This window comes from Crenothrix polyspora (genome assembly GCF_900163755.1).
Classification (GTDB): domain Bacteria; phylum Pseudomonadota; class Gammaproteobacteria; order Methylococcales; family Methylomonadaceae; genus Crenothrix; species Crenothrix polyspora.
On the sequence record NZ_FUKI01000105.1, the window covers coordinates 21,016 to 40,747 of the forward strand.

Consider the following 19,732-nt stretch of genomic DNA (forward strand, 5'->3'; position numbering starts at 1 on the left):
AATGTCTGATGTTAATTTATAGCCAAACCACTCATAATTACTCGGCCTGCATCTGTAGCGGGTATCGGAGCCCAAGTGTCTTTGCCGGTTAGCCAACCAGTATGCCTGTGCCAAAGTAGATCACCTTTGGCGGTTATGGCATAAATAATGCCATCGCCACCGGTGAATACTTGTCGATAACCTTGCCAGTTATAGCCGACCACGCTGTGTACACCGGCATTAACCCAATTATCGGTGCCGGTTAAGCGGCCGTCGTGTCTGTGCCAACGTAAACGACCAGATGGCATAATAGAATAAATAACGCCATTGCCGCCGGAAAATACCTTGAGTACGCCTACCCAGCCTTTGCTAACCTGCTTACCACTGTCGGCTGTCCATTTGGCAGTGCCATCAAGCCAGCCTGTGTGGCGAAACCAGAGCATTTTTCCATCGGTTGTTATGGCGTAAATAATGCCATCACCACCTGAAAAAACATGGCTGTATTTATTCCAGCCGTTGCCGATGATTGATAATTTATTGCCGTTAGTCCAAACTTGGCTGCCGTTAAATCGACCGTCATGGCGCGACCAGAGTAATTGACCTTTATTGTTTATAGTGTAAATGATGCCATCGTCACCTGAAAACATTTTGGTGTTAAGTAGATTTTTGCTGGTTGCTTTGTCGCCTACAACTTTAGATGCGCCAAAATTGACCCAGCTGTCTGCGCCGGACATGCGACCCGTGTGTTGCAGCCAGTGCAATGTACCGTTTTTGGTCGTGACGTAAATGTCACCATCGCCATCGGCAAATGCGGCATAAGCAGGTTGAATAGCGTGTGCCGGTAAGGTTAATCCACTTAAACACATAAACATGCATAATAAGAATGGCGTAGCTTTGTTACAGCGATTGATCAAAAAATAAATAGATTTCATTTTTAGGGTTCCAAAATAAACGTGAACAATGAAGTTAGTGCATTTTTGTAACGTGAAATGAGTTTTGGTATTGTGATACCGTAGTCAACTATACTTTATTTTGTAAATCAGGCATATAAATAAATGTTGTAAAGTATTCTGACTGTGGGGTGTGCTTAAAAAATATACTGGATTGATAACGGCGGATCAGTTAACTAATCCGCCGCTCGCTGCACTCAGCGGATTGGTAAATACTCTAACGTAAGGTTTGGCCTGCTGCCACAACCCTACCAGAATTCATGGCTGGAGCAGGTGTCCAAGATTCTGCACCGGTTAACCAGCCGGCATGTCGATGCCAAACAAAGTCACCGTTAGCGGTAGTGCCATAGATAATGCCATCACCGCTGGAGAACACTTGGTGAAAGTTTTGCCAGTTAAAACCTATGGTTCTTTGCGTACCGTTATATGTCCAGTTATTAGCGCCTGTTAATCGGCCAAGATGCCTGTGCCAGCGCAGTCGTCCATCTTTGAAGATGGAATAAATGATGCCATCGCCACCGGAGAATATTTTAAGTGTTCCCTGCCAGCCTTTACTGATTTGTTTACCACTGTCATTTGCCCATGCGTTGGAGCCATCTTGCCAGCCGGTATGTCGAAACCAGTGCATTTTACCTGTGTTGGTAATGGCATAAATAACACCATCGCCGCCGGCAAAAATATGTTGATAATTTTGCCAACCGTTATTGATTACCGTCATTTTATCACGGTTAATCCATTGCTGGTTGTCAGGAAATTTAGTGTCATAGCGAGACCATAATAATTGCCCAGCACTGTCAACCATGTAAATAACCCCATCGGTACTGGGAATAACTTTGGTTGTGAACCAGTCATTTAAGATAGCCATACTGCCTACGATTATTGGTTTTTGGCTAGTGGCTAACAGCGTGCCAACCATGCGATCATTATGTCGAAACCAGCGTAGCTTGCCATCATTGGCAATAGTGTAAATGTCGCCTTGGCGGTCGCCAAATGCCGCATAAGAAGATTGGCCAGCATGAGCCGGTGAGATAAAAGCAATCAGGTAGAAAAATAGTAGCAAGAGTGAGGCGACCTTGGCGTTAGCGTCGCTCGAATTGTTTGGGTGTTTCATTTAAGGACTCATAAAATTAATTGTTACTAATGGAGCTACAAATAAATTAGATTGAGAAATTAATTTATTTTACTTCTTTGTAGCTGAAAGCATTATACTTTGTTATGTAAAATAAAAAGACAATTATTTTGTTAGTAGTTGTAATTTTAAGTTATTTTAAATAAAAGTAGTGTAAAGCTATTTTAATGCATTATCGCAACTGAGTGTGTGTGACAGCCTTTGGAAATGGATACCATGAATGCCATGAGTCTTTTATCGTCTATAGCAAGGCAAATTAGCGGGCACAGCGTATCGCGCTTAATCGTGGCTTACAGTGGCGGTGTGGATTCGCATGTGTTATTGCATTTGTGCGCATCGGACGCGCAGTTAAAAGACAAGCTTACCGCCGTCTATGTGCATCACGGCTTGCAGCCTCAAGCAGAAGCTTGGGCAGAGCATTGCCAACACAGTGCGCAAGCCTTGTCTGTTAATTTTAAAGTGTTACGGGTTAATGCCATGCCGCAACCCGGTGAAAGCCCCGAAGAAGCCGCTCGCAATGCAAGGTACTCGGCACTAAAAGATTTGATCGCGCCAGATTGTGCTTTGTTAGTTGCCCAACACCGAGAAGATCAATTGGAAACTGTACTCTTGCAATTGTTCCGTGGTGGTGGTTTGCGTGGCTTGTCGGGCATGCCGGAGTCTATGGTTTTTGGTTTAGGCGTTATGCTACGACCTTTGTTAAATATAGCCAAGCAAGATATTATGGATTATGCCCGTACGCATCAGTTACAGTGGATTGAAGATCCCAGTAACGCGCACAGCGATTATGATCGTAACTTTTTGCGTAACGCTATTGTGCCGTTATTAAAACAGCGCTGGCCCGCGTTGGATAAAACTGTTTCGCGTTCTGCTGTACATTGCGCCAGTGCTGAAACTATGCTGGGGCACATCGCACAAACATGGTTTTTAACAGTATTTAATGTCGATGACAACACGTTATCGCTACAGCGCTTACTTGCGTTTGAGACTGCACAGCACGCGCATATTATACGTGCGTGGTTTCAGCACTTAGGCTTAAAAATGCCTGCACAGGGTTTTGTCACACGAATTTTAGTGGAAGTCGTTGGTGCGCGGCAAGACAGCGAGCCGTTATTAACAGGGCAGGGCGTTAGTATTCGGCGTTACCGCGATAAGCTGTATTGTTTAAAGCAAATGCAGCCTGCTGTATTGGTCGATATGCGTTGGCCTAAAGGTGCGGTATCGGTACTTATGGCTAATAAGCAATGGCTATCGTGTATGCCTGCCACGCAGGGTATTGCTGAAGAAAAATGGCTTAATGCCACGGTAGTGATTAAATTTCGTGGCGGCGGTGAGAAAATCGCCTTACCTAAGCGTGAGGGTCGCCATGCACTGAAAAACTTATTTCAGGAAGCCGGTATCCCCCCGTGGCAACGGGCTGCAATACCTCTGGTGTATCTGGATGATAAACTCGCTGCCGTAGGCGATAAATGGATTAATGCGGAATTCTACACTGAGAATGAGGCCGCATTGCGTCTGGTATTGCAGAGACAGGATTAATAACCGAGTCTGTTCGACAGATGAAAAATCACACCGGCTTAAATTATGGCCATAATTTAAGCCGATTTTGTGCGGTTTGGTAAATAAATCCTGAAACATCATGACGAATATCGTAATGTCGATTAAAATGCACTGGTTTTACGTAATTTCTTCAGATCGACTCTGAGCTTTAAATCCCACATGACAAAATACATTTTCATTACCGGCGGAGTTGTATCTTCGCTAGGCAAGGGTATTGCCGCATCCTCGCTTGCTGCAATCCTTGAGGCGCGTGGCCTCAAGATAACCATGACCAAGTTAGACCCTTATATTAATGTTGATCCGGGCACGATGAGTCCTTTTCAGCATGGTGAAGTGTTTGTAACCGAAGACGGTGCAGAAACTGATCTGGACTTAGGTCACTACGAACGTTTTCTTAAAACCACACTGACCAAGAAAAACAGTTTTACCACGGGCCAGGTGTACGACAGCGTGCTGAAACGTGAGCGCAGAGGCGAATATCTGGGTGCTACCGTCCAGGTGATTCCACATATTACCGATGAAATCAAAAGCCGTGTTTACCAAAGTGCCGAAGGCATGGATGTGGCGCTGATTGAAGTGGGCGGCACGGTCGGCGATATTGAATCTTTACCGTTTTTGGAAGCCATCCGGCAAATGCGTTTTGAGTTGGGCGCGGACAGGTCACTGTTTATTCATTTAACTTTGGTGCCGTATATCCGTTCGGCGGGCGAGATAAAAACCAAACCGACGCAGCATTCGGTTAAAGAATTGCGTTCTATTGGTATTCAGCCGGATATTCTGATTTGCCGCTCCGAACAGGCGATTCCTGAAAGTGAGCGCCGTAAAATTGCCTTGTTTACCAACGTCGAAGAAAAAGCGGTGATTTCTGCGGTGGATGCCGATTCGATTTACCGTATTCCGCTGTTATTGCACGAACAAGGCTTGGATGACATTGTTGTGCATAAGCTACGCCTGAATGTACCCCCTGCCGATTTAACCGAATGGCGTAATGTTGTGGAAGCGTTAACGCACCCGACCGCCGAGGTGACGATTGCTATTGTCGGTAAATATGTTGATCATTCCGATGCGTATAAGTCGCTGAATGAAGCGCTGATTCATGCGGGTATTTCTACGCTGAACCAGGTGGAAATTGTTTATATTGATTCCGAGACTATTGAGGATGAAGGTATTGCGCAGCTCAACAATGTAGATGCTATTTTGGTGCCGGGTGGTTTTGGTGAGCGCGGTGTGGAAGGCAAGATTGCTACCGTGCGTTATGCCCGTGAGCATAAAATTCCGTATTTAGGGATATGTTTGGGTATGCAAGTGGCGGTCATCGAGTTTGCCAGAGATGTCGCAGGGTTGGCAGGTGCGCACAGTACCGAGTTTTTGCCAACTACGCCGCATCCGGTGATTGGTTTAATTACCGAATGGATGGATGACAGCGGCCAGTTAGAAATCCGTGACGAGCAAACCGATTTGGGTGGCTCCATGCGCTTGGGTGGCCAGCAATGTCAGTTACAGCCCGGTTCTTTGGCGCATCAAACCTATCAACAAGATGTGATTACCGAGCGTCATCGCCATCGTTATGAGTTTAATAATCAGTATTATAATCGCCTGGAACAGGCTGGTTTGCGCTTTTCCGGTAAATCTATTGACGGACGTTTGGTGGAAATGATTGAAATTCCTGATCATCCGTGGTTTTTAGCCTGTCAGTTTCATCCTGAATTTACCTCGACACCCAGAGGCGGGCATCCGTTGTTTTCGGGGTTTGTGCGAGCGGCGGCGCAACATAAAAAGGAAGCAAAGTAATGAAATTATGTGGTTTTGAAGTAGGCTTAGACCAACCCTTTTTTTTAATAGCTGGGCCGTGTGTTATAGAAAGCGAGCAACTGGCTATTGATACGGCAGGTTATCTTAAAGAGCTGACCACCGCTTTAAACATCCCGTTTATCTATAAATCTTCGTTTGATAAAGCGAACCGCTCATCACACGAAACCTTTCGGGGTTTGGGTTTTGAGACAGGCTTGAATATCTTAGCGAAAGTTAAGCAGCAGATTGGTGTGCCAGTTTTAACTGATGTACATGAAGATACGCCGCTTGCAGAAGTGGCATCGGTAGTGGATGTGATGCAAACCCCCGCGTTTTTGTGTAGACAAACTAATTTTATTCAGGCTGTTGCTGCGCAAGGCATTGCGGTCAACATTAAGAAAGGTCAGTTTTTAGCGCCGTGGGATATGGTGCATGTGGCCAACAAAGCCAAAGCCACCGGCAATCAACAAATTATGGTGTGTGAACGTGGTGTGTCGTTTGGTTATAATAATCTGGTGTCGGATATGCGCTCTTTGGCGGTGATGCGTGATACCGCGTGCCCCGTGGTGTTTGATGCCACGCATTCGGTACAGCTGCCCGGTGGACAAGGTACGCACTCAGGCGGACAACGCGAGTTCGTCCCCGTATTGGCAAGAGCAGCGGTAGCAGTGGGTATTGCAGGGCTGTTTATGGAGACGCATCCTAATCCCGCAGAAGCCAAAAGTGACGGGCCCAATTCGTGGCCATTACACAGAATGCGAGAATTGCTAGAAACGCTCATGGCTTTAGATAATGTGGTTAAACGCCAGCCATTCATTGAAACAACCTTGTAATGTGAGTGGTGCTATAGTGGTGTCATGATGAAAATTACGCAATTATCCCAGCTTGATTTAACCGCTAATTACAGTTATGCCGATTATTTGACGTGGCAGTTTGCAGATGCGGTAGAGTTAATTAAAGGTAAAATACAGTTAATGTCACCTGCACCGAATGTTAAGCATCAACGGCTTTCATGGCAACTCAGCGGGACTTTATTTAATTACTTTAGTCATAAATCGTGCAGTGCTTTTTCGGCACCGTTTGATGTGCGCTTGTACGACCGTAAAAAATCTTTGTTGGCCAATAAAGACATCACCACGGTTGTACAGCCCGATATTTGTGTGATTTGCGATAGCAGCAAATTGGATGAACAGGGCTGTAACGGTGCGCCGGATTGGATTATTGAGATTTTATCGAAAGGTAATTCTAAAAAGGAAGTAAATACTAAGCACGCGCTTTACGCAGAAAGCGGTGTAAAAGAGTATTGGCTGGTCTATCCTTACGAGGAAGTTATCCAGCAATTTGTTTTACAAGGTGACGAAACTGCTTATCAATTAATTAACAGTTATGCCGATGATGATCGAGCCATCTCGTTTGTATTTCCTGATTTAGTGATTGATTTAGCCACTTTATTTAAAGACAGTTAATGTCATCCCTTATTTTTAAAGTGTGCGTAGGCACAGAATGTTTTTATTTTTTAATCTTCGGAGCAAGACAGCAACATGAGTAAAATCGTTGATATTAGAGCAAGAGAAATTTTAGATTCACGCGGTAACCCAACCTTAGAAACCGATGTTATTTTGGCTTCTGGTGTTGTTGGCAGTGCAATGGTACCGTCTGGTGCATCCACCGGTGAGCGCGAAGCCATTGAATTGCGTGATGGCGATAAAAATCGTTATTTAGGTAAAGGTGTGTTAAACGCGATTAACAACGTTAACACCGAGATTCGTGCGGCTATCGTTGGCTTGGATGCTAATGACCAAGAAGCCATTGATAAGGCAATGATTGCATTAGATGGTACAGACAACAAAGCCCGTTTAGGCGCTAATGCTATTTTATCGGTTTCGATGGCGGTCGCTCATGCCGCTGCAAAAGATGCGGGCGTGCCTTTGTACCGTTATTTAAACCAATCCGGTAAATTCATCATGCCTGTGCCGATGATGAACATCATCAACGGTGGCTCACATGCGGATAACAGTGTTGATTTGCAAGAATTTATGATTCTACCCGTCGGTGCGCCCACTTTCCGTGAAGCGATTCGTTATGGCGCGGAAGTGTTTCATAATTTAGCCAAAGTGTTAAAAAGCCGTGGATTGGCAACTACCGTAGGCGATGAAGGCGGTTTTGCGCCTAATTTGTCGTCTAACGAAGAAGCCATTGAGGTTATTTTAGAAGCGATCGAAAAAGCGGGCTATAAAGCCGGTGTTGATATCTTCTTAGGTATGGATGCAGCGGCTTCTGAATATTATAAAGATGGTCTTTATGAATTATCGGCTGAAGGCCGTAGCTTTAATTCAGCGGAAATGAATGACTTTTTTGTGGAATGGGTCAATAAATACCCGATTATTTCTATTGAAGACGGCCTGGATCAAAATGATTGGGCGGGTTGGAAAGACCAAACCGAAAAATTGGGCAATCGTGTGCAATTGGTGGGTGATGATTTATTCGTGACCAATCCAAAGATTCTGCAAGAAGGTATCGATAAGGGCATTGCTAATTCAATTTTGATTAAAGTCAATCAAATCGGTACGTTAACTGAAACGTTGGCCGCTATCAATATGGCACATGCCGCCGGTTATACCGCAGTAGTGTCGCATCGTTCTGGCGAAACCGAAGATACCACGATTGCTGATTTGGCGGTTGCTACTGGCACTGGTCAAATTAAAACCGGCTCATTAAGCCGTTCTGACCGTGTTGCTAAATACAATCGTTTGATGAAAATTGAAGAAGAGTTAGGCGATTTAGCGGTGTATGCAGGTCGCAGCGCTTTTAGAATGCTGTAAAGTAAGTCAAAAAACGAGGGGAATTCAAGCGTATTTCCTCTCGTTTATTCAAGAGACTATGAAAATTTTGATTCCTATTATGCTGTTGTTTATTTGTATTCTTCAATACCGATTATGGGTTGGTGATGCCAGTATTGCACAGATTAAATTGTACCAGCAACGGCTTGATGAACTAAAGCTTCAGGTTACCGAGAAACAAGATCGCAATTATGCGCTATATGCTGAAGTTTTAGATTTGCGAAAAGGTCAAGAAGCGATTGAAGAGCGTGCGCGGGATGAGTTGGGAATGATTAAAGCAGATGAGACATTTTTTCAGGTAATTGAATAGTTACTGAAATTTTTTGTTGGTATGTTTTTATAGCGGGGATTATTGTTATAGCGATGTAGGTTGTTAATTATTTATGAATTTAATAACCTTATTTTTTTTTACGTAACAGGCCTAGTCCCGTTAAGCTTAAACCAACCAAGCCCATTAAAGCCGGTTCTGGTACGTTCCCTGCGTGATTATCCGTGGCTATGCTTACTGCATCAAGGCTTAAGTCAGCACCGGATGCGCCATTAATTTCTAACGCAAGAGTTCCTCCGCTATTAATCGCGCTCAGTTGTAAGGGTGTCATTTCGAATGATAAAGACTCGTTTTTAGTGTTGGCAGCAATATTAAAATGTGCTAGCTCAGCGTTATTAAATAAAAACTTTAATGTGCTGGGTATTTCATTCGCTTCAAAAACAGTAAAGCCCAGGTCAGCAGTTGTTGCTCCTGTTAATAAGCCTTCTTTAATAAGCCAAGATACCGTAAAGATACTCTGTGTATCTTTGCTGCTGTGCAGAATAAGGTTTCCATCAGCCATATTTAGCCCACTTTGGTTTTGGCTACTTATTGACAGTAAGTTGTGGCTAATTGTGCGTGCTGTATTTATAACAGATACAGCGCCGTCGTTCGCTGTTGTGTCTGCGACTGAATTGGGGTAACTAGTAAAATTATCAATGTTAATTATGCTTGCATAAGATGGCGTGTTTATCATCAATCCTGAGGCAAACACTGTCATAGCAAGCATCTTGCTGGTGGTCATTAGGTGGACTCCTTAATGTTAAGCAGATAACACGTAAGTCATGTTACATGCCACACATAAAATAAGCAATTAATATGCCATTTATTTAGCCTGTTGTTTTGTATTGTATTTATTAACGCGGGTAGCTTCTTTATCGCCATGCTATGTAAAAAATAATGACATTTTATGGGGTATAAGTGATCTAGTTGATGTTATATCGCGATAACAGAATATTTTATTGAATGGATATTATGTTTTGACGGTCTTATCTACATAAAAATCAATTTAGTATACGTATTTTTTTGGCAGAAATTTGTGCATATTCATCATCAATAATGCTTTAAAAAATATATTTTCAGTAGGCTTGTGTTTTTAACTGACTGATCTTGAATCGCTAGGTGCTATTGAGAGGCGACCATGAAAATCGATCTTGGTTTTTATAGTATTAATGACTTTCTCTTATAGTAGACTTTGGTTGTTATGTAAAATAAGCAGACACTTATAGGTTGGGTGATCTAAATGTCAGTAGCGGTGTATGCATTTTAATGATTTTTTGGCATAGAAATGTATTGATAAATAATAACTCAGAAATATTTTAACATTTTTTAAGAAAATTTGACGACGCACGATTTTCTAATAGGGGTCAAGACATCGAGCAAAATTTTCTTAAAATTTTTAAAAAATGCATGGGTAGAAAAAGCTATCCACGCATATTTAATTTATTGGGCTATCCAATTAAGGCGGGACAAAGTGTACTGTTATTGGCGTAGGTTGGGGCGACGATAGGAACCCCAACCTACAAATCGTATCCCAGCTTAAATGGGTCGTCATTTATCGTACTCGCCGCAATTCACTACCCATCTTGATGTTCTGTTATGAAAATTGAAAATTGCTGCATTTTATGAGAATGCACCTCAGGGTAATTACCCTTAAGGTAGTTGAATTGTAGGGTGATTTCGCATGCGTAATAGTGGGTAGAAAAGCGTTGCCCACCCGATCATTTTAAAGCAGATATTTTTTAAAGGGAATAAAAATGAAGCACCTAAAAATAACAAGTCATAAGCGTTACATGTATACGCTGATTTATGCACTACTATTGTTGCCTTCTTTGAAGGTTAATGCTATGGCCATTAACGCCAAAGATGCTGAGGTATCGGTCAGCAAAAATACCTTGATATTAAAGCATGTCCATTCAGCGACATACGATTACACGTTTAATTTGCGCTGGAATGCCAAAACCAATACGTGGGAAACGCAATCTTATGTAATTGATACCGGTTATGGTTGGAGGTCGGAAGAAAGATTACCCCATAGTTTTAATTCAGCGGCATCAGTGGTTAACGGCAATAAACTCTATATCGTAAATACCATGAATATTGATATTTACGATACGCGAAACAAAACCTGGGAATACAATGATATTGACGAAATCAATGACAACCCTTTTAGTCAGGTACGTGCCGCCTTGGTTGCAGGGAATATCTATATTTTTAAATTAAAGACGGATCATTTTTTAACGGATACCTCAACACCAGAAGTGTGGAAATATAATCTTGCTGATAGTTCAATCTCAAAATTAAATATTCCGTTTATACCTGATCTACGTGACTCCAGCCAAGCCGTGGTCTATAACAATAAAATTTATTTTTTTGGGGGGTATTTCGAGGTGGGTGCAGCACTTCAAAACCAACAGTCAACAATTTGGCTATTTGACCCGTCGAAATTAGCCTTTAGCAAAAAAGCCGATATGCCCGATAGCCATTTCAGCGCCGCTGCGACGGTTTTAAATGACAAAATTTATATTTTTGGTGGTCGCTATTATATGTCTAACAACTTTCATGGCGGAGCGAGGAGTTATGGTATCAGTATCTATAACCCTAAAACCGATAAATGGGAGGTTTGGAATGCTTATAATGCACAGCTGTCAATGTCTCATCATAGCCCAGAGGATTTATCATGGGTTAGCGCAAACCCGCTCAAAGGAAAGATTATTGCTACCACTGGTAGCGCAACGTGTATTTTTGATCCGGTGAGCAAAAAAGTAAGCTATCAAACACCTATGCCACTATTGCACGGATACCGTATGACAGGGGCTGTAGTAGCCGATAAGCTTTACATCGCTGGCGGCTCTGATGAACCACGTCGTTTTGATTCGTTCAAGCCTAATTTAGCCACGCTCCCTTAATACAATTACATACCCATTCCGGTTTTATCTGGCTTCCTTTTGTTGTCTAAACACAATGCCAGTCAGTTACATTAGCGCACCAACAAATCTGCTCCCAACCAGTCAACCACAAAGCGCCGGTAATATTCAGATTTTTTGGTTTGCAACGATTCAATGGGATTAAAGTCGTCAGTTAAGACAATGCCTTGCGCATTGTCCAGCTTAAATACCCGATGTGTTAACCAAGCTATTTGTTCACTGTTCAAGCTTTTTGGCGCTAGATTAATAGCGTTTTGGCTGGCCAAAAAGATAAAATCGTTAAAATCTTTGCCCGGCTCAGAGACAAACACTGTTTGCTGTGGAAACACTTGAGCAATGGTTTTACTGACCGATGCTAAAGCCATATTTTTGTCTTTACTGGAAAATGCGACAAAATTGACGGCTAAAATACCTTGGTCAGTCAGCAGGCTACGTAACTGCTCTAATACTTCTACGGTTAACAAATGCGCGGGTTCAGTGCCGCCAGTAAAGCAATCGTGAATGATTAAATCGTATTTGCCTTGTAAGCGTCTTATTTCATAACGCGCATCGCCAATAATGGCTTTGCCGGTGGCTTTAAAGCCAAAATAATCGCTGGCGGCTTGTGATACCGCAGGGTCAATCTCCAAGGTATCCGTTTCGATGCCGTATTGGTCGTGCAATACCTTGGCCATGTGGCCGGCACCTAAACCGACAATCAACGCACGTTTCATATCAGGTTTTATCGCCGGAATTAAACCGACAATATCTTGATACGTTAGCAGCGTTTGGCCGGTGCGCAGACTGGCCGCGCCAATAGTTGACGCATCTGAGGTTAACAAGCGGAAATTTTTCGCAGGCTGATCAATCACCCGTACCCAGCCGTACAGGCTTTCTTGCTCGGATTGGATTGTAAAGCTATCGCCGCCACGGTAGGCATGTCCTGCGCCAACCACTTTAGGCAGCAAGCATAAGCCAATCACTAACAAACCAATACTGGGCAGCATAGACGCTGAGCTGGTTAAAACTTTTTTCTCATACAGCGCGATCAGTACCGCTAAAATCAACAAGACCACACCAACACCGATTAATATCTGCCGTGAACCGACCATCGGGAACAGAAAAAAGCTCAGTACCAAGGTGCCAACCACGCTACCCAATGTGCTGACGGCATAGATTGAACCCGAACTTGAACCCACACCATCCAGCCTAGCCGTGGATAATTTAATGGCAAACGGACTGACCATGCCTAAAAAAGTCAAACTCGGCCAAAATAAGGCCAGCGCACTGACAAACGCACCTAAACGCAAGCCTAAAGAATCGGTTGCCAGCAATACGGGGCGCGTAAACCAGGGAATTAACAGTGTCAAAATCGCAGCCAGGGCAATAATAAGCGATAAACCCACACGTTTAGCTCGATCTGCCCAGTAACCACCGATGTAATAACCCATTGCCAAAGCAATCATGGTGACAGAAATAAGTGCTGACCACACGTAAAGACTGGCACCGTAAAACGGTGCAATCAACCGCGTCCCCAGTAGTTCTATGACCATTACCGACGCGCCGGTGATAAAGACAATGAAAAAAATGATAGCGCGACTGATGGTTTTTGGTGGGGTATCGTTCATATTATTAGACTAGTGATTGAGAGTGAAAAAATGGTGCAGCGTTTTCACAGTTCAATAGTTACAATGTAACCATTCGCACTGAGCTTGTCGAAGTGTGCCGTTCATGCTTCGACAAGCTCAGCACGAACGGTGGCTGTAACTGTCCTAAGTTGAAAACGCTGTATGTGTTTACTTCCCCCTTTGAAAAAGGGGGATTGAGGGGGATTTATTTAAAAAATTTTCCCTAACCTCTCTTTTTCAAAGCGGGGGACTGAATAATTACAAAAAATGTAAGTGCTTATTCAGATAATGTGTTTAACAGCGCAATGACCCACCCGTATTACCGTGTACATCCACCCACAGATACGGTAAACCCAGGCTTTTTAGCCATGCAGGGCCTTGTTCTTCTTTAAGCATGGCGATAGTGGAAGCGCTGCCTGCCACCACACAAAAATCGCCGACTACGCTAACCGATGCCAAATGGCGTACCGGCCAGCCGGTTTTAGGGTTGAGCACATGGCCGTAACGTATGCCCTTGATTTCAATACAGCGTTCGTAATCGCCACTGCTGGCCAAGCCACCTTTACGCAAGGCGAGGGTGTGCATTACTGCGTCTTTGTCGCGTGGATGGCGAATGCCCACCCGCCACGGCTCTCCGTCAGCACGCGGGCCAATGATTTTAATATCACCGCCTAAATTGATTACGCCGTGGTGTACACCGGCAGCCCAACACAAACTGGCGACACGATCCACAGCGTATTCTTTGACTACGCCGCCAAAATCAATTTCCATACCGGCGAGCGGGAAGTTTAATACGGGCGCTTGCCAGCTCAGCTTATGCCAACCGACTTTAATCAGTAAGGCTTCAATCTCTTGGGCGTTGGGTAATTGCTGGGTATTAAAGCGCCAGGCTTTGCGTAAAATACCGGAGCTAATATCGAATAAACCATCGCTTTGCTGATAACAGGCGCTGGCATAATTGAGCAAGCCTGCGGTTTCTTCATCAACGCTAATTGAACCACCCACCGCTGCAACACGGTTAATCTCACTTAAAAAACTGTCGGCGCGATAACGTGAATAGCGTTGCTCTAAACGCTCTATATCGGCAATAGCCACGCTGGCAACGTGTTCTGCGTGGCTGTGCGTTACAGCAAACAGCTGTATCTCACAGGGTGAACCCATTGCATTAAAAGTACGCTGGTAAAATATCATTACCCTATCGCCAGTAGTAACATCAGAACATATAACTCCAGTTTGCCGATAGTGCGCCATCGCGCTCTACTTGGTAGCCATTCACATCGTCATGTACCGGCTGTAACCACTCAAAACTCAGGCGATTGCCTTGTAAATCGCCACTGGGTACGCTGGCGCTTACGCCAAAACCGACATCCCAAAAACGGCCACCGTAGTTAGCGGTCGCATCTTCTGTGCCGCCCCAGGAACGTGGCGTGCCATCAAAGCTTTCGCCGCCATCGCCAAGATGTGCGCCATTAAATTCGCCTTTAACGGTACCTTGTACGCTATAAACACCGCGCAAAGACGCTGCTAGCCAGCTGTTCAGCTGATAACCGCCCCAGGCTGTGGCCTGAAATAAATCACCGAAAGCAAAGCCAGAGGTATTTTTGCTGGCTAAACGTTTAGTACCACTGAGTTGAGCACCCCACGACCACTTGTCGGCTTCTCCGGTATAGGTTAATGCCGGTTTGAAATCCCAGGTACCACTGCCCAGCTGCATACCGTAATGAATAAATACATCACCCAGTTTATGCGCGTCTCTGAGTTTTATACCCACATCGCCGGTAGGTACACTGATGCCTAAGCTCAGGTTGATACGATGGCCTTTGCTAGCGAAGAGTTTGCCAATGGCATAAAGTCCGGTATCGCCTATACCACCGGTACTGTGACCACCGCTGTGTTGATGCGGATTAGGGTCTTCATCAGCACCGGTAACTTCGCGCATGTTCATTGACATATCAACAAACTGCGGCATTAACATGAGTGTCAGCCAATCGGTCGGTGCAACCATAAGATCAAGCATGTGCATGTGCATGGTCATATAGGTGGGTGTACTGGCGCACGGGTGATTTTTGCAGCCCAAACTGGCGATGTCCAAATCACGGGCGACACTGTCGCCGTGCAAGCTAGCACCGGCCTGATTCGCGTACATATAGCGATAGCCGACCATGACATCACCGGCCTTGTGCAGAATATGGTCAAACATAATACCGGCAGGCGCATGAGCGCCATGTGTGCTGTGTCCTGTGTGATGACTGTGTTCGCTGTGCGTACTGGCCAGCGCATCCAAATTAACTTTCATAGCTGCATTGGCGACATAGTAATTAAAGTCGGCATAACTGCCTTCGCCGCCACCGCCCAATTTTAACGCACCGGCATGGCTGTAATATTCAAAGCCGACTTCAAAATTAACGCCTTTGGCAAATTGTTTGCTGAGGGTTATGCCGCCGCTGAGTGTGCCATAGGCGGATAAGCGGTGATCGCTGGCATAATTGCTGGGCAACGTGCTGGCATCTAGCCTGCCATTGTCGGGTAAGCGCTGCTGGGTTAAAAATAAGGGCTGATAAAAATCCGCTGCACTTTGCGAGTAATACCTGAATTTAGGCGTTATTGTCCAGCCGTTACTGAGTGGCTGCACCCAATCGACATCGAAGGTGTGTGCGTTAATACCCCAGTCGTCATGAAAAAACCGGTAATCAACATGCACAGCGGCATCTAGGCCGTCGATGTGCTGTACGTAACGCAGATTTTCTGTCCATTGATTGCGCTCATCCGGTCGTTGCTCACGCAATACCGCATACGTGCCATTGTAATTGCCATCAGGGCGCACGGCGCTAGGATCAACAAATGCAAAGGTGACGGCCTTATAAGGGTTTTCCATAAAGCCGCTGCTGTAGGTGTAGCCCACATTGAAATTGACCAGCGCATTTTTATTAATAATCTGGGTTAAGCCCAGGTGGGTTGACCAGTCTGTTTTATTGGCAATCAACACATTAGCATCCACATCGCTGTGAATCAGCTTATCCAGCTGGGAATTGTTGCTGCTGTAATAGGTCTGCGCATCATGATCCAATAACGCCTGGGTATGGCTGTTGGTATAGCTGACGCTGGCACTGACGCTGGTTAGTTTTTGATTAAAATCCCAGCGGCCACCGACATTGCCAAAACGCGATTCGTAATCATTTTCAATAGAAAGGCCGCCGCCAATATGCACAGCGGCGGTGTCCCAATCGTAACTGATTTTAAAATCACTTTGCTTGCGGGTTTCTGGCGAGGCATAAGACAGGGTATGCACCAGACGTGTATCGCTACCGATGACTGTGGAATCAGGATTGGCGGGATCACTGAGGCTAACGGGGTTAAAGTGTTTATCAAAAATGCCAGCGCTTGCACCAATTAACGGTGATGCGCCAGAGTGAATATCGTTATCAACACGCAGGCGGTTACCTTGGCGTACCACCGGTGCTGTGGTAATGGGCGTAGCGCCCGACCACGTATCTTGGGTGTAATTAAACGCGAATTTAATGCGCTCAGACAGTTTAATGTTGGCATTACCTTGCAAGGTGTCGACTTCAATGGGGTTAAACTGACTTTTGGCGTTAAACAGCTGGCGCTTGCCTTCTTGATAGTGGCCGTATTGAAAGCTGACTTCATCATCGCCCGCATACGCGGGGAGTGCAATAAGGCCAGGCAACAGTAACGCAGCGGCCATTAGGGCGTGCAGCGACAAATTTGCGGAGCGCTTGTTAAGCTGTCGTTTGAGAAGCGTTTTGCCAACCGGCATAAAGTGTCGGCACGGCATTAGAACATATAGTTCCAGCTGGCCGATAGTGCGCCATCGCGCTCTACTTGGTAGCCATTAACATCATCCTCTACTGGTTGCAACCATTCAAAACTCAAGCGATTACCTTGTAAATCACCATTGGGTACTACTGCACTTAAGCCAAAACCGACATCCCAGAAGCGTCCGCCATAATTGCCGGTATAATCTTGAGAGCCGCCCCAAGGTCGCTCTTCCGCGCTATCACCAAAGTGCGCGTTATTAAATTCTCCTTTAACTTTGCCCTGTACCGTGTAAACACCGCGCACCGATGCCGATAGCCAAGGGGTTAGGTTATAACCACTCCAGGCCGTTGCCTGAAATATATCGCCAAAAGCAAAACCAGACGCATTCTTGCTTTCCAGACGTTTAGTACCGCTGGCTTGTGCGCCCCATGACCAGTTATTTAACGCGCCCGTGTAGGTGAGTGCGGGTTTAAAGTCCCAAGTACCGCTGCCTAGCTGCATACCGTAATGGATGAACAAGCCCCCTAAACCGTGGGTATCGCGCAGTTTTATACCGACATCGCCGGTGGGCGCACTGATGCCTAAGCTGAGGTTAATCTGATGCCCTTGTTTGTTGAACAAGTTGCTAATCGCGTACAGGCCGGTATCACCGACCCCACCTGTGTTATGGCCTCCCGAATGGCTGTGGGCATTAGGATCTTCTGGTGCGCCGTTAAGTTCGCGGGTGCTCATGTTCATATCGACAAACTGCGGCATGAGCATTAAGGTAAGCCAATCGCTAGGTGCAAACATGAGGTCAAGCATGTGCATGTGCATGGTCATATAACTTGGTGCGCTGCTACAAGTGTTATTGGCGCAGCCGTGCTGAATAATAGCCGAATCTTTAGCAATACTGTTACCGTGTAATATATTGCCTGATTGATCGCTGTACATATACCGATAGCCTACCATGACATCACCGGCGTTATGCAGGACATGATCAAACATAACCCCAGCGGGCGCTGCATGTTGGTGTGTCGTGTGTTGGTGGTGTTTTGCGTGATGATTTGATTCGCCGAGTGATGTGGCAAGGCTATCCAGATTCACTTTCATACCGGCATTGGCCATATAGTAATTAAAGTCGGCATAAGCACCTTCACCGCCACCGTCTAATTTTAATGCACCGGCATGGCTATAATATTCAAAGCCGACTTCAAAATTAACCCCTTTAGCAAATTGCTTGCTGAGTGTAACGCCACCGCTGAGTGCGCCATAACCGGATAAGCGTTGATCGCTGGAATAATTGCTGGGCAAGCTGCGTGGGTTTAACGCATTGTATTTTTTGGCGGTATCAAGGCCATCTGCGCCTAAAGCATGAGAGCCAGGTAAACCTTGTTTAGACAAAAATACCGGCTGGTAAAAATCCGCTGCACTTTGCGAGTAATAGCGGAATTTAGGGGTAATCGTCCAGCCGTCACCCAATGGTTGCCCCCAGGTTAGCTCAAAGGTATGGGCGTTAATACCCCAATCATCAGAGGAAAACCGGTAATCTACATGCAATGCTGCGTCCAGCGGTGCAATATGTTGCACGTAGCTTAAACTGGGTGTCCATTGATTGCGTTCGTTGGGGCGTTGCTCAAACAATGCCGCGTAATTACCATTAAGATTTTTATCAAGGCGATGCTGATTGTCTGAGTTAGGATCGACAAATATAAAAGTAACTGCCTTATAGGGGTTTTCCATAAAGCCGCTGCTGTAGGTATAGCCTAAGCCTATATTGATCAGTGCATGTTTATTGATAATTTGCGTTAAACCTACATGCGTCGCCCAATCTTCACGGTCGCCGCTTAGTGTATGACCACCGTCGCTAGTGTTTTGAATTTGATCTTTAAAGGGGAAGGGTTTGTAATGGTAGTAATCATAAGCTGCGTGATCTAGCAGCGCTTGAGTATGGCTGTTGGTATAACTAACCCCAGCACTGACACTGGTGTGTTTTTTGTTAAAATCCCAGCGTCCGGCCAGATTGCCAAAGCGCGACTCATAATCATTTTCGATAGAAATGCCGCCACCAATATCTAACGCTGCATTGTCAAAGTCGTAGCTGAGCTTAAAGTCACCTTGCTTACGTGTTTCTGGTGACGCATAGGATAGGGTGTGTGCCAAACGGGTATCTTTACCTATCACGTTAGCGCTGGGGTCACCTGGATTATCGGTTTTAAGTGGATTAAAATTTTTATCAAAAACACCGGGTGTCGCCTGTATCAAAGGCGACGCGCCGGTATTAATAGTCTCGCCTTTCCATCGATTGCCATTTCGCGCGAGCGGTGCCGTGGTAATGGGCGTTGCACCCGACCAGGTATCTTGGGTGTAATTAAACGCAAACCGAATGCGATCCGCCAACTTGATTTTGGCACTGCCTTGTAAGCTGTCTACTTCAATTGGGTTAAGTGTGCTTTTGGAATCAAATAACTGCCGCTTACCTTCCTGATAATGGCTGTATTGAAAGCTAACTTCTTCATCGGCGGCAAAAACAGGGGGTGCTATTAACCCAGGTAATGCTAAGGCGGCAGCGGTTAAAGCCTGTAACGATGCACTGGTTGATCTTACTGATTTTGTTTTTGTAATACTTAGCCTAGTAACAGCCACATCCACCGCCTTCCGCACTATTTCCACCTGCCGCGCCTTCGCGGCTATTATAATTATGTTGACTCAAACTGCTGTGCAAAACGCTTGCATCCAAGGCCATGTGTGGCTTGGCTAAGTTGCCGCGTTCCCAGGGTTGTACGCTGGTGCAGCCCAGTATACCAAAACAGCTAATACACAATAATAACACGGGCAGATGGTGTCTCATTTTCATAGGTTTCCTTAGCGGTTAACGTTACG

15 protein-coding genes are annotated in these 19,732 nt (G+C 45.2%); 7 read left to right on the plus strand and 8 right to left on the minus strand.

What is annotated here, in order from left to right:
* Positions 1 to 11: 11 nt before the first annotated feature.
* On the minus strand, positions 12 to 911 hold the full coding sequence (locus CRENPOLYSF2_RS08075; RefSeq protein ID WP_087143446.1) for a tachylectin-related carbohydrate-binding protein: 900 nt from the start codon (positions 909 to 911) through the stop codon (positions 12 to 14).
* A gap of 235 nt (positions 912 to 1,146) precedes the next feature.
* Positions 1,147 to 2,040, minus strand: a complete 894-nt coding sequence (locus tag CRENPOLYSF2_RS08080) for a tachylectin-related carbohydrate-binding protein (protein WP_087143447.1) — start codon at positions 2,038 to 2,040, stop codon at positions 1,147 to 1,149.
* Between the two features lie 225 nt (positions 2,041 to 2,265).
* Here CRENPOLYSF2_RS08080 and tilS point away from each other — a divergent pair, with 225 nt between their 5' ends.
* The 6 genes from tilS (at position 2,266) to CRENPOLYSF2_RS08110 (ending at position 8,559) form a co-directional block, all read left to right on the plus strand.
* Complete coding sequence (gene tilS, locus CRENPOLYSF2_RS08085; RefSeq protein WP_336469722.1) at positions 2,266 to 3,597, plus strand: tRNA lysidine(34) synthetase TilS; 1,332 nt, start codon at positions 2,266 to 2,268, stop codon at positions 3,595 to 3,597.
* A gap of 180 nt (positions 3,598 to 3,777) precedes the next feature.
* Positions 3,778 to 5,409: a CTP synthase gene (locus CRENPOLYSF2_RS08090; protein ID WP_087143449.1), complete on the plus strand. Its 1,632-nt coding sequence runs from the start codon at positions 3,778 to 3,780 to the stop codon at positions 5,407 to 5,409.
* Positions 5,409 to 6,242, plus strand: a complete 834-nt coding sequence (kdsA, locus tag CRENPOLYSF2_RS08095; protein WP_087143450.1) for a 3-deoxy-8-phosphooctulonate synthase — start codon at positions 5,409 to 5,411, stop codon at positions 6,240 to 6,242. Before CRENPOLYSF2_RS08090 ends, kdsA begins: the two co-directional genes overlap by 1 nt.
* A gap of 24 nt (positions 6,243 to 6,266) precedes the next feature.
* Positions 6,267 to 6,875, plus strand: coding sequence for a Uma2 family endonuclease (locus tag CRENPOLYSF2_RS08100; protein WP_087143451.1), 609 nt, complete (start codon positions 6,267 to 6,269; stop codon positions 6,873 to 6,875).
* A 75-nt stretch (positions 6,876 to 6,950) separates the two neighbouring features.
* Positions 6,951 to 8,231 carry a phosphopyruvate hydratase gene (gene eno / locus CRENPOLYSF2_RS08105; protein ID WP_087143452.1) on the plus strand — a complete coding sequence of 427 codons (1,281 nt, stop codon included), beginning with the start codon at positions 6,951 to 6,953 and terminating at the stop codon, positions 8,229 to 8,231.
* 58 nt (positions 8,232 to 8,289) lie between these two features.
* A complete protein-coding gene (locus CRENPOLYSF2_RS08110; protein WP_087143453.1) occupies positions 8,290 to 8,559 on the plus strand; it encodes a septum formation initiator family protein in 270 nt (89 codons plus the stop codon).
* Between the two features lie 88 nt (positions 8,560 to 8,647).
* On the opposite strand, the gene CRENPOLYSF2_RS08115 is transcribed toward CRENPOLYSF2_RS08110, so the two are convergent.
* Positions 8,648 to 9,079, minus strand: a complete 432-nt coding sequence (locus CRENPOLYSF2_RS08115; RefSeq protein ID WP_176371065.1) for a PEP-CTERM sorting domain-containing protein — start codon at positions 9,077 to 9,079, stop codon at positions 8,648 to 8,650.
* Positions 9,080 to 10,313: 1,234 nt separating this feature from the next.
* Here CRENPOLYSF2_RS08115 and CRENPOLYSF2_RS08120 point away from each other — a divergent pair.
* Positions 10,314 to 11,465, plus strand: coding sequence for a Kelch repeat-containing protein (locus CRENPOLYSF2_RS08120; RefSeq protein WP_087143455.1), 1,152 nt, complete (start codon positions 10,314 to 10,316; stop codon positions 11,463 to 11,465).
* Positions 11,466 to 11,536: 71 nt separating this feature from the next.
* Here CRENPOLYSF2_RS08120 and CRENPOLYSF2_RS08125 read toward each other — a convergent pair whose 3' ends face one another.
* From CRENPOLYSF2_RS08125 to CRENPOLYSF2_RS08145, 5 genes are all read right to left on the minus strand, one after another.
* Positions 11,537 to 13,090 (minus strand): fused MFS/spermidine synthase, encoded by a 1,554-nt coding sequence (locus CRENPOLYSF2_RS08125; protein WP_087143456.1) that lies wholly within the window; start codon positions 13,088 to 13,090, stop codon positions 11,537 to 11,539.
* A gap of 294 nt (positions 13,091 to 13,384) precedes the next feature.
* Complete coding sequence (locus CRENPOLYSF2_RS08130) at positions 13,385 to 14,281, minus strand: FAD:protein FMN transferase (protein WP_087143457.1); 897 nt, start codon at positions 14,279 to 14,281, stop codon at positions 13,385 to 13,387.
* Positions 14,282 to 14,303: 22 nt separating this feature from the next.
* Positions 14,304 to 16,796 (minus strand): DUF3570 domain-containing protein, encoded by a 2,493-nt coding sequence (locus CRENPOLYSF2_RS08135; protein WP_245807945.1) that lies wholly within the window; start codon positions 16,794 to 16,796, stop codon positions 14,304 to 14,306.
* 89 nt (positions 16,797 to 16,885) lie between these two features.
* Positions 16,886 to 19,522, minus strand: a complete 2,637-nt coding sequence (locus tag CRENPOLYSF2_RS08140) for a DUF3570 domain-containing protein (protein ID WP_245807946.1) — start codon at positions 19,520 to 19,522, stop codon at positions 16,886 to 16,888.
* Entirely contained in the window at positions 19,482 to 19,700 is a 219-nt protein-coding gene (locus tag CRENPOLYSF2_RS08145; RefSeq protein WP_245807947.1) for a DUF4266 domain-containing protein, read from the minus strand. The genes CRENPOLYSF2_RS08140 and CRENPOLYSF2_RS08145 overlap by 41 nt, the downstream gene beginning before the upstream one ends.
* Positions 19,701 to 19,732: the final 32 nt, after the last annotated feature.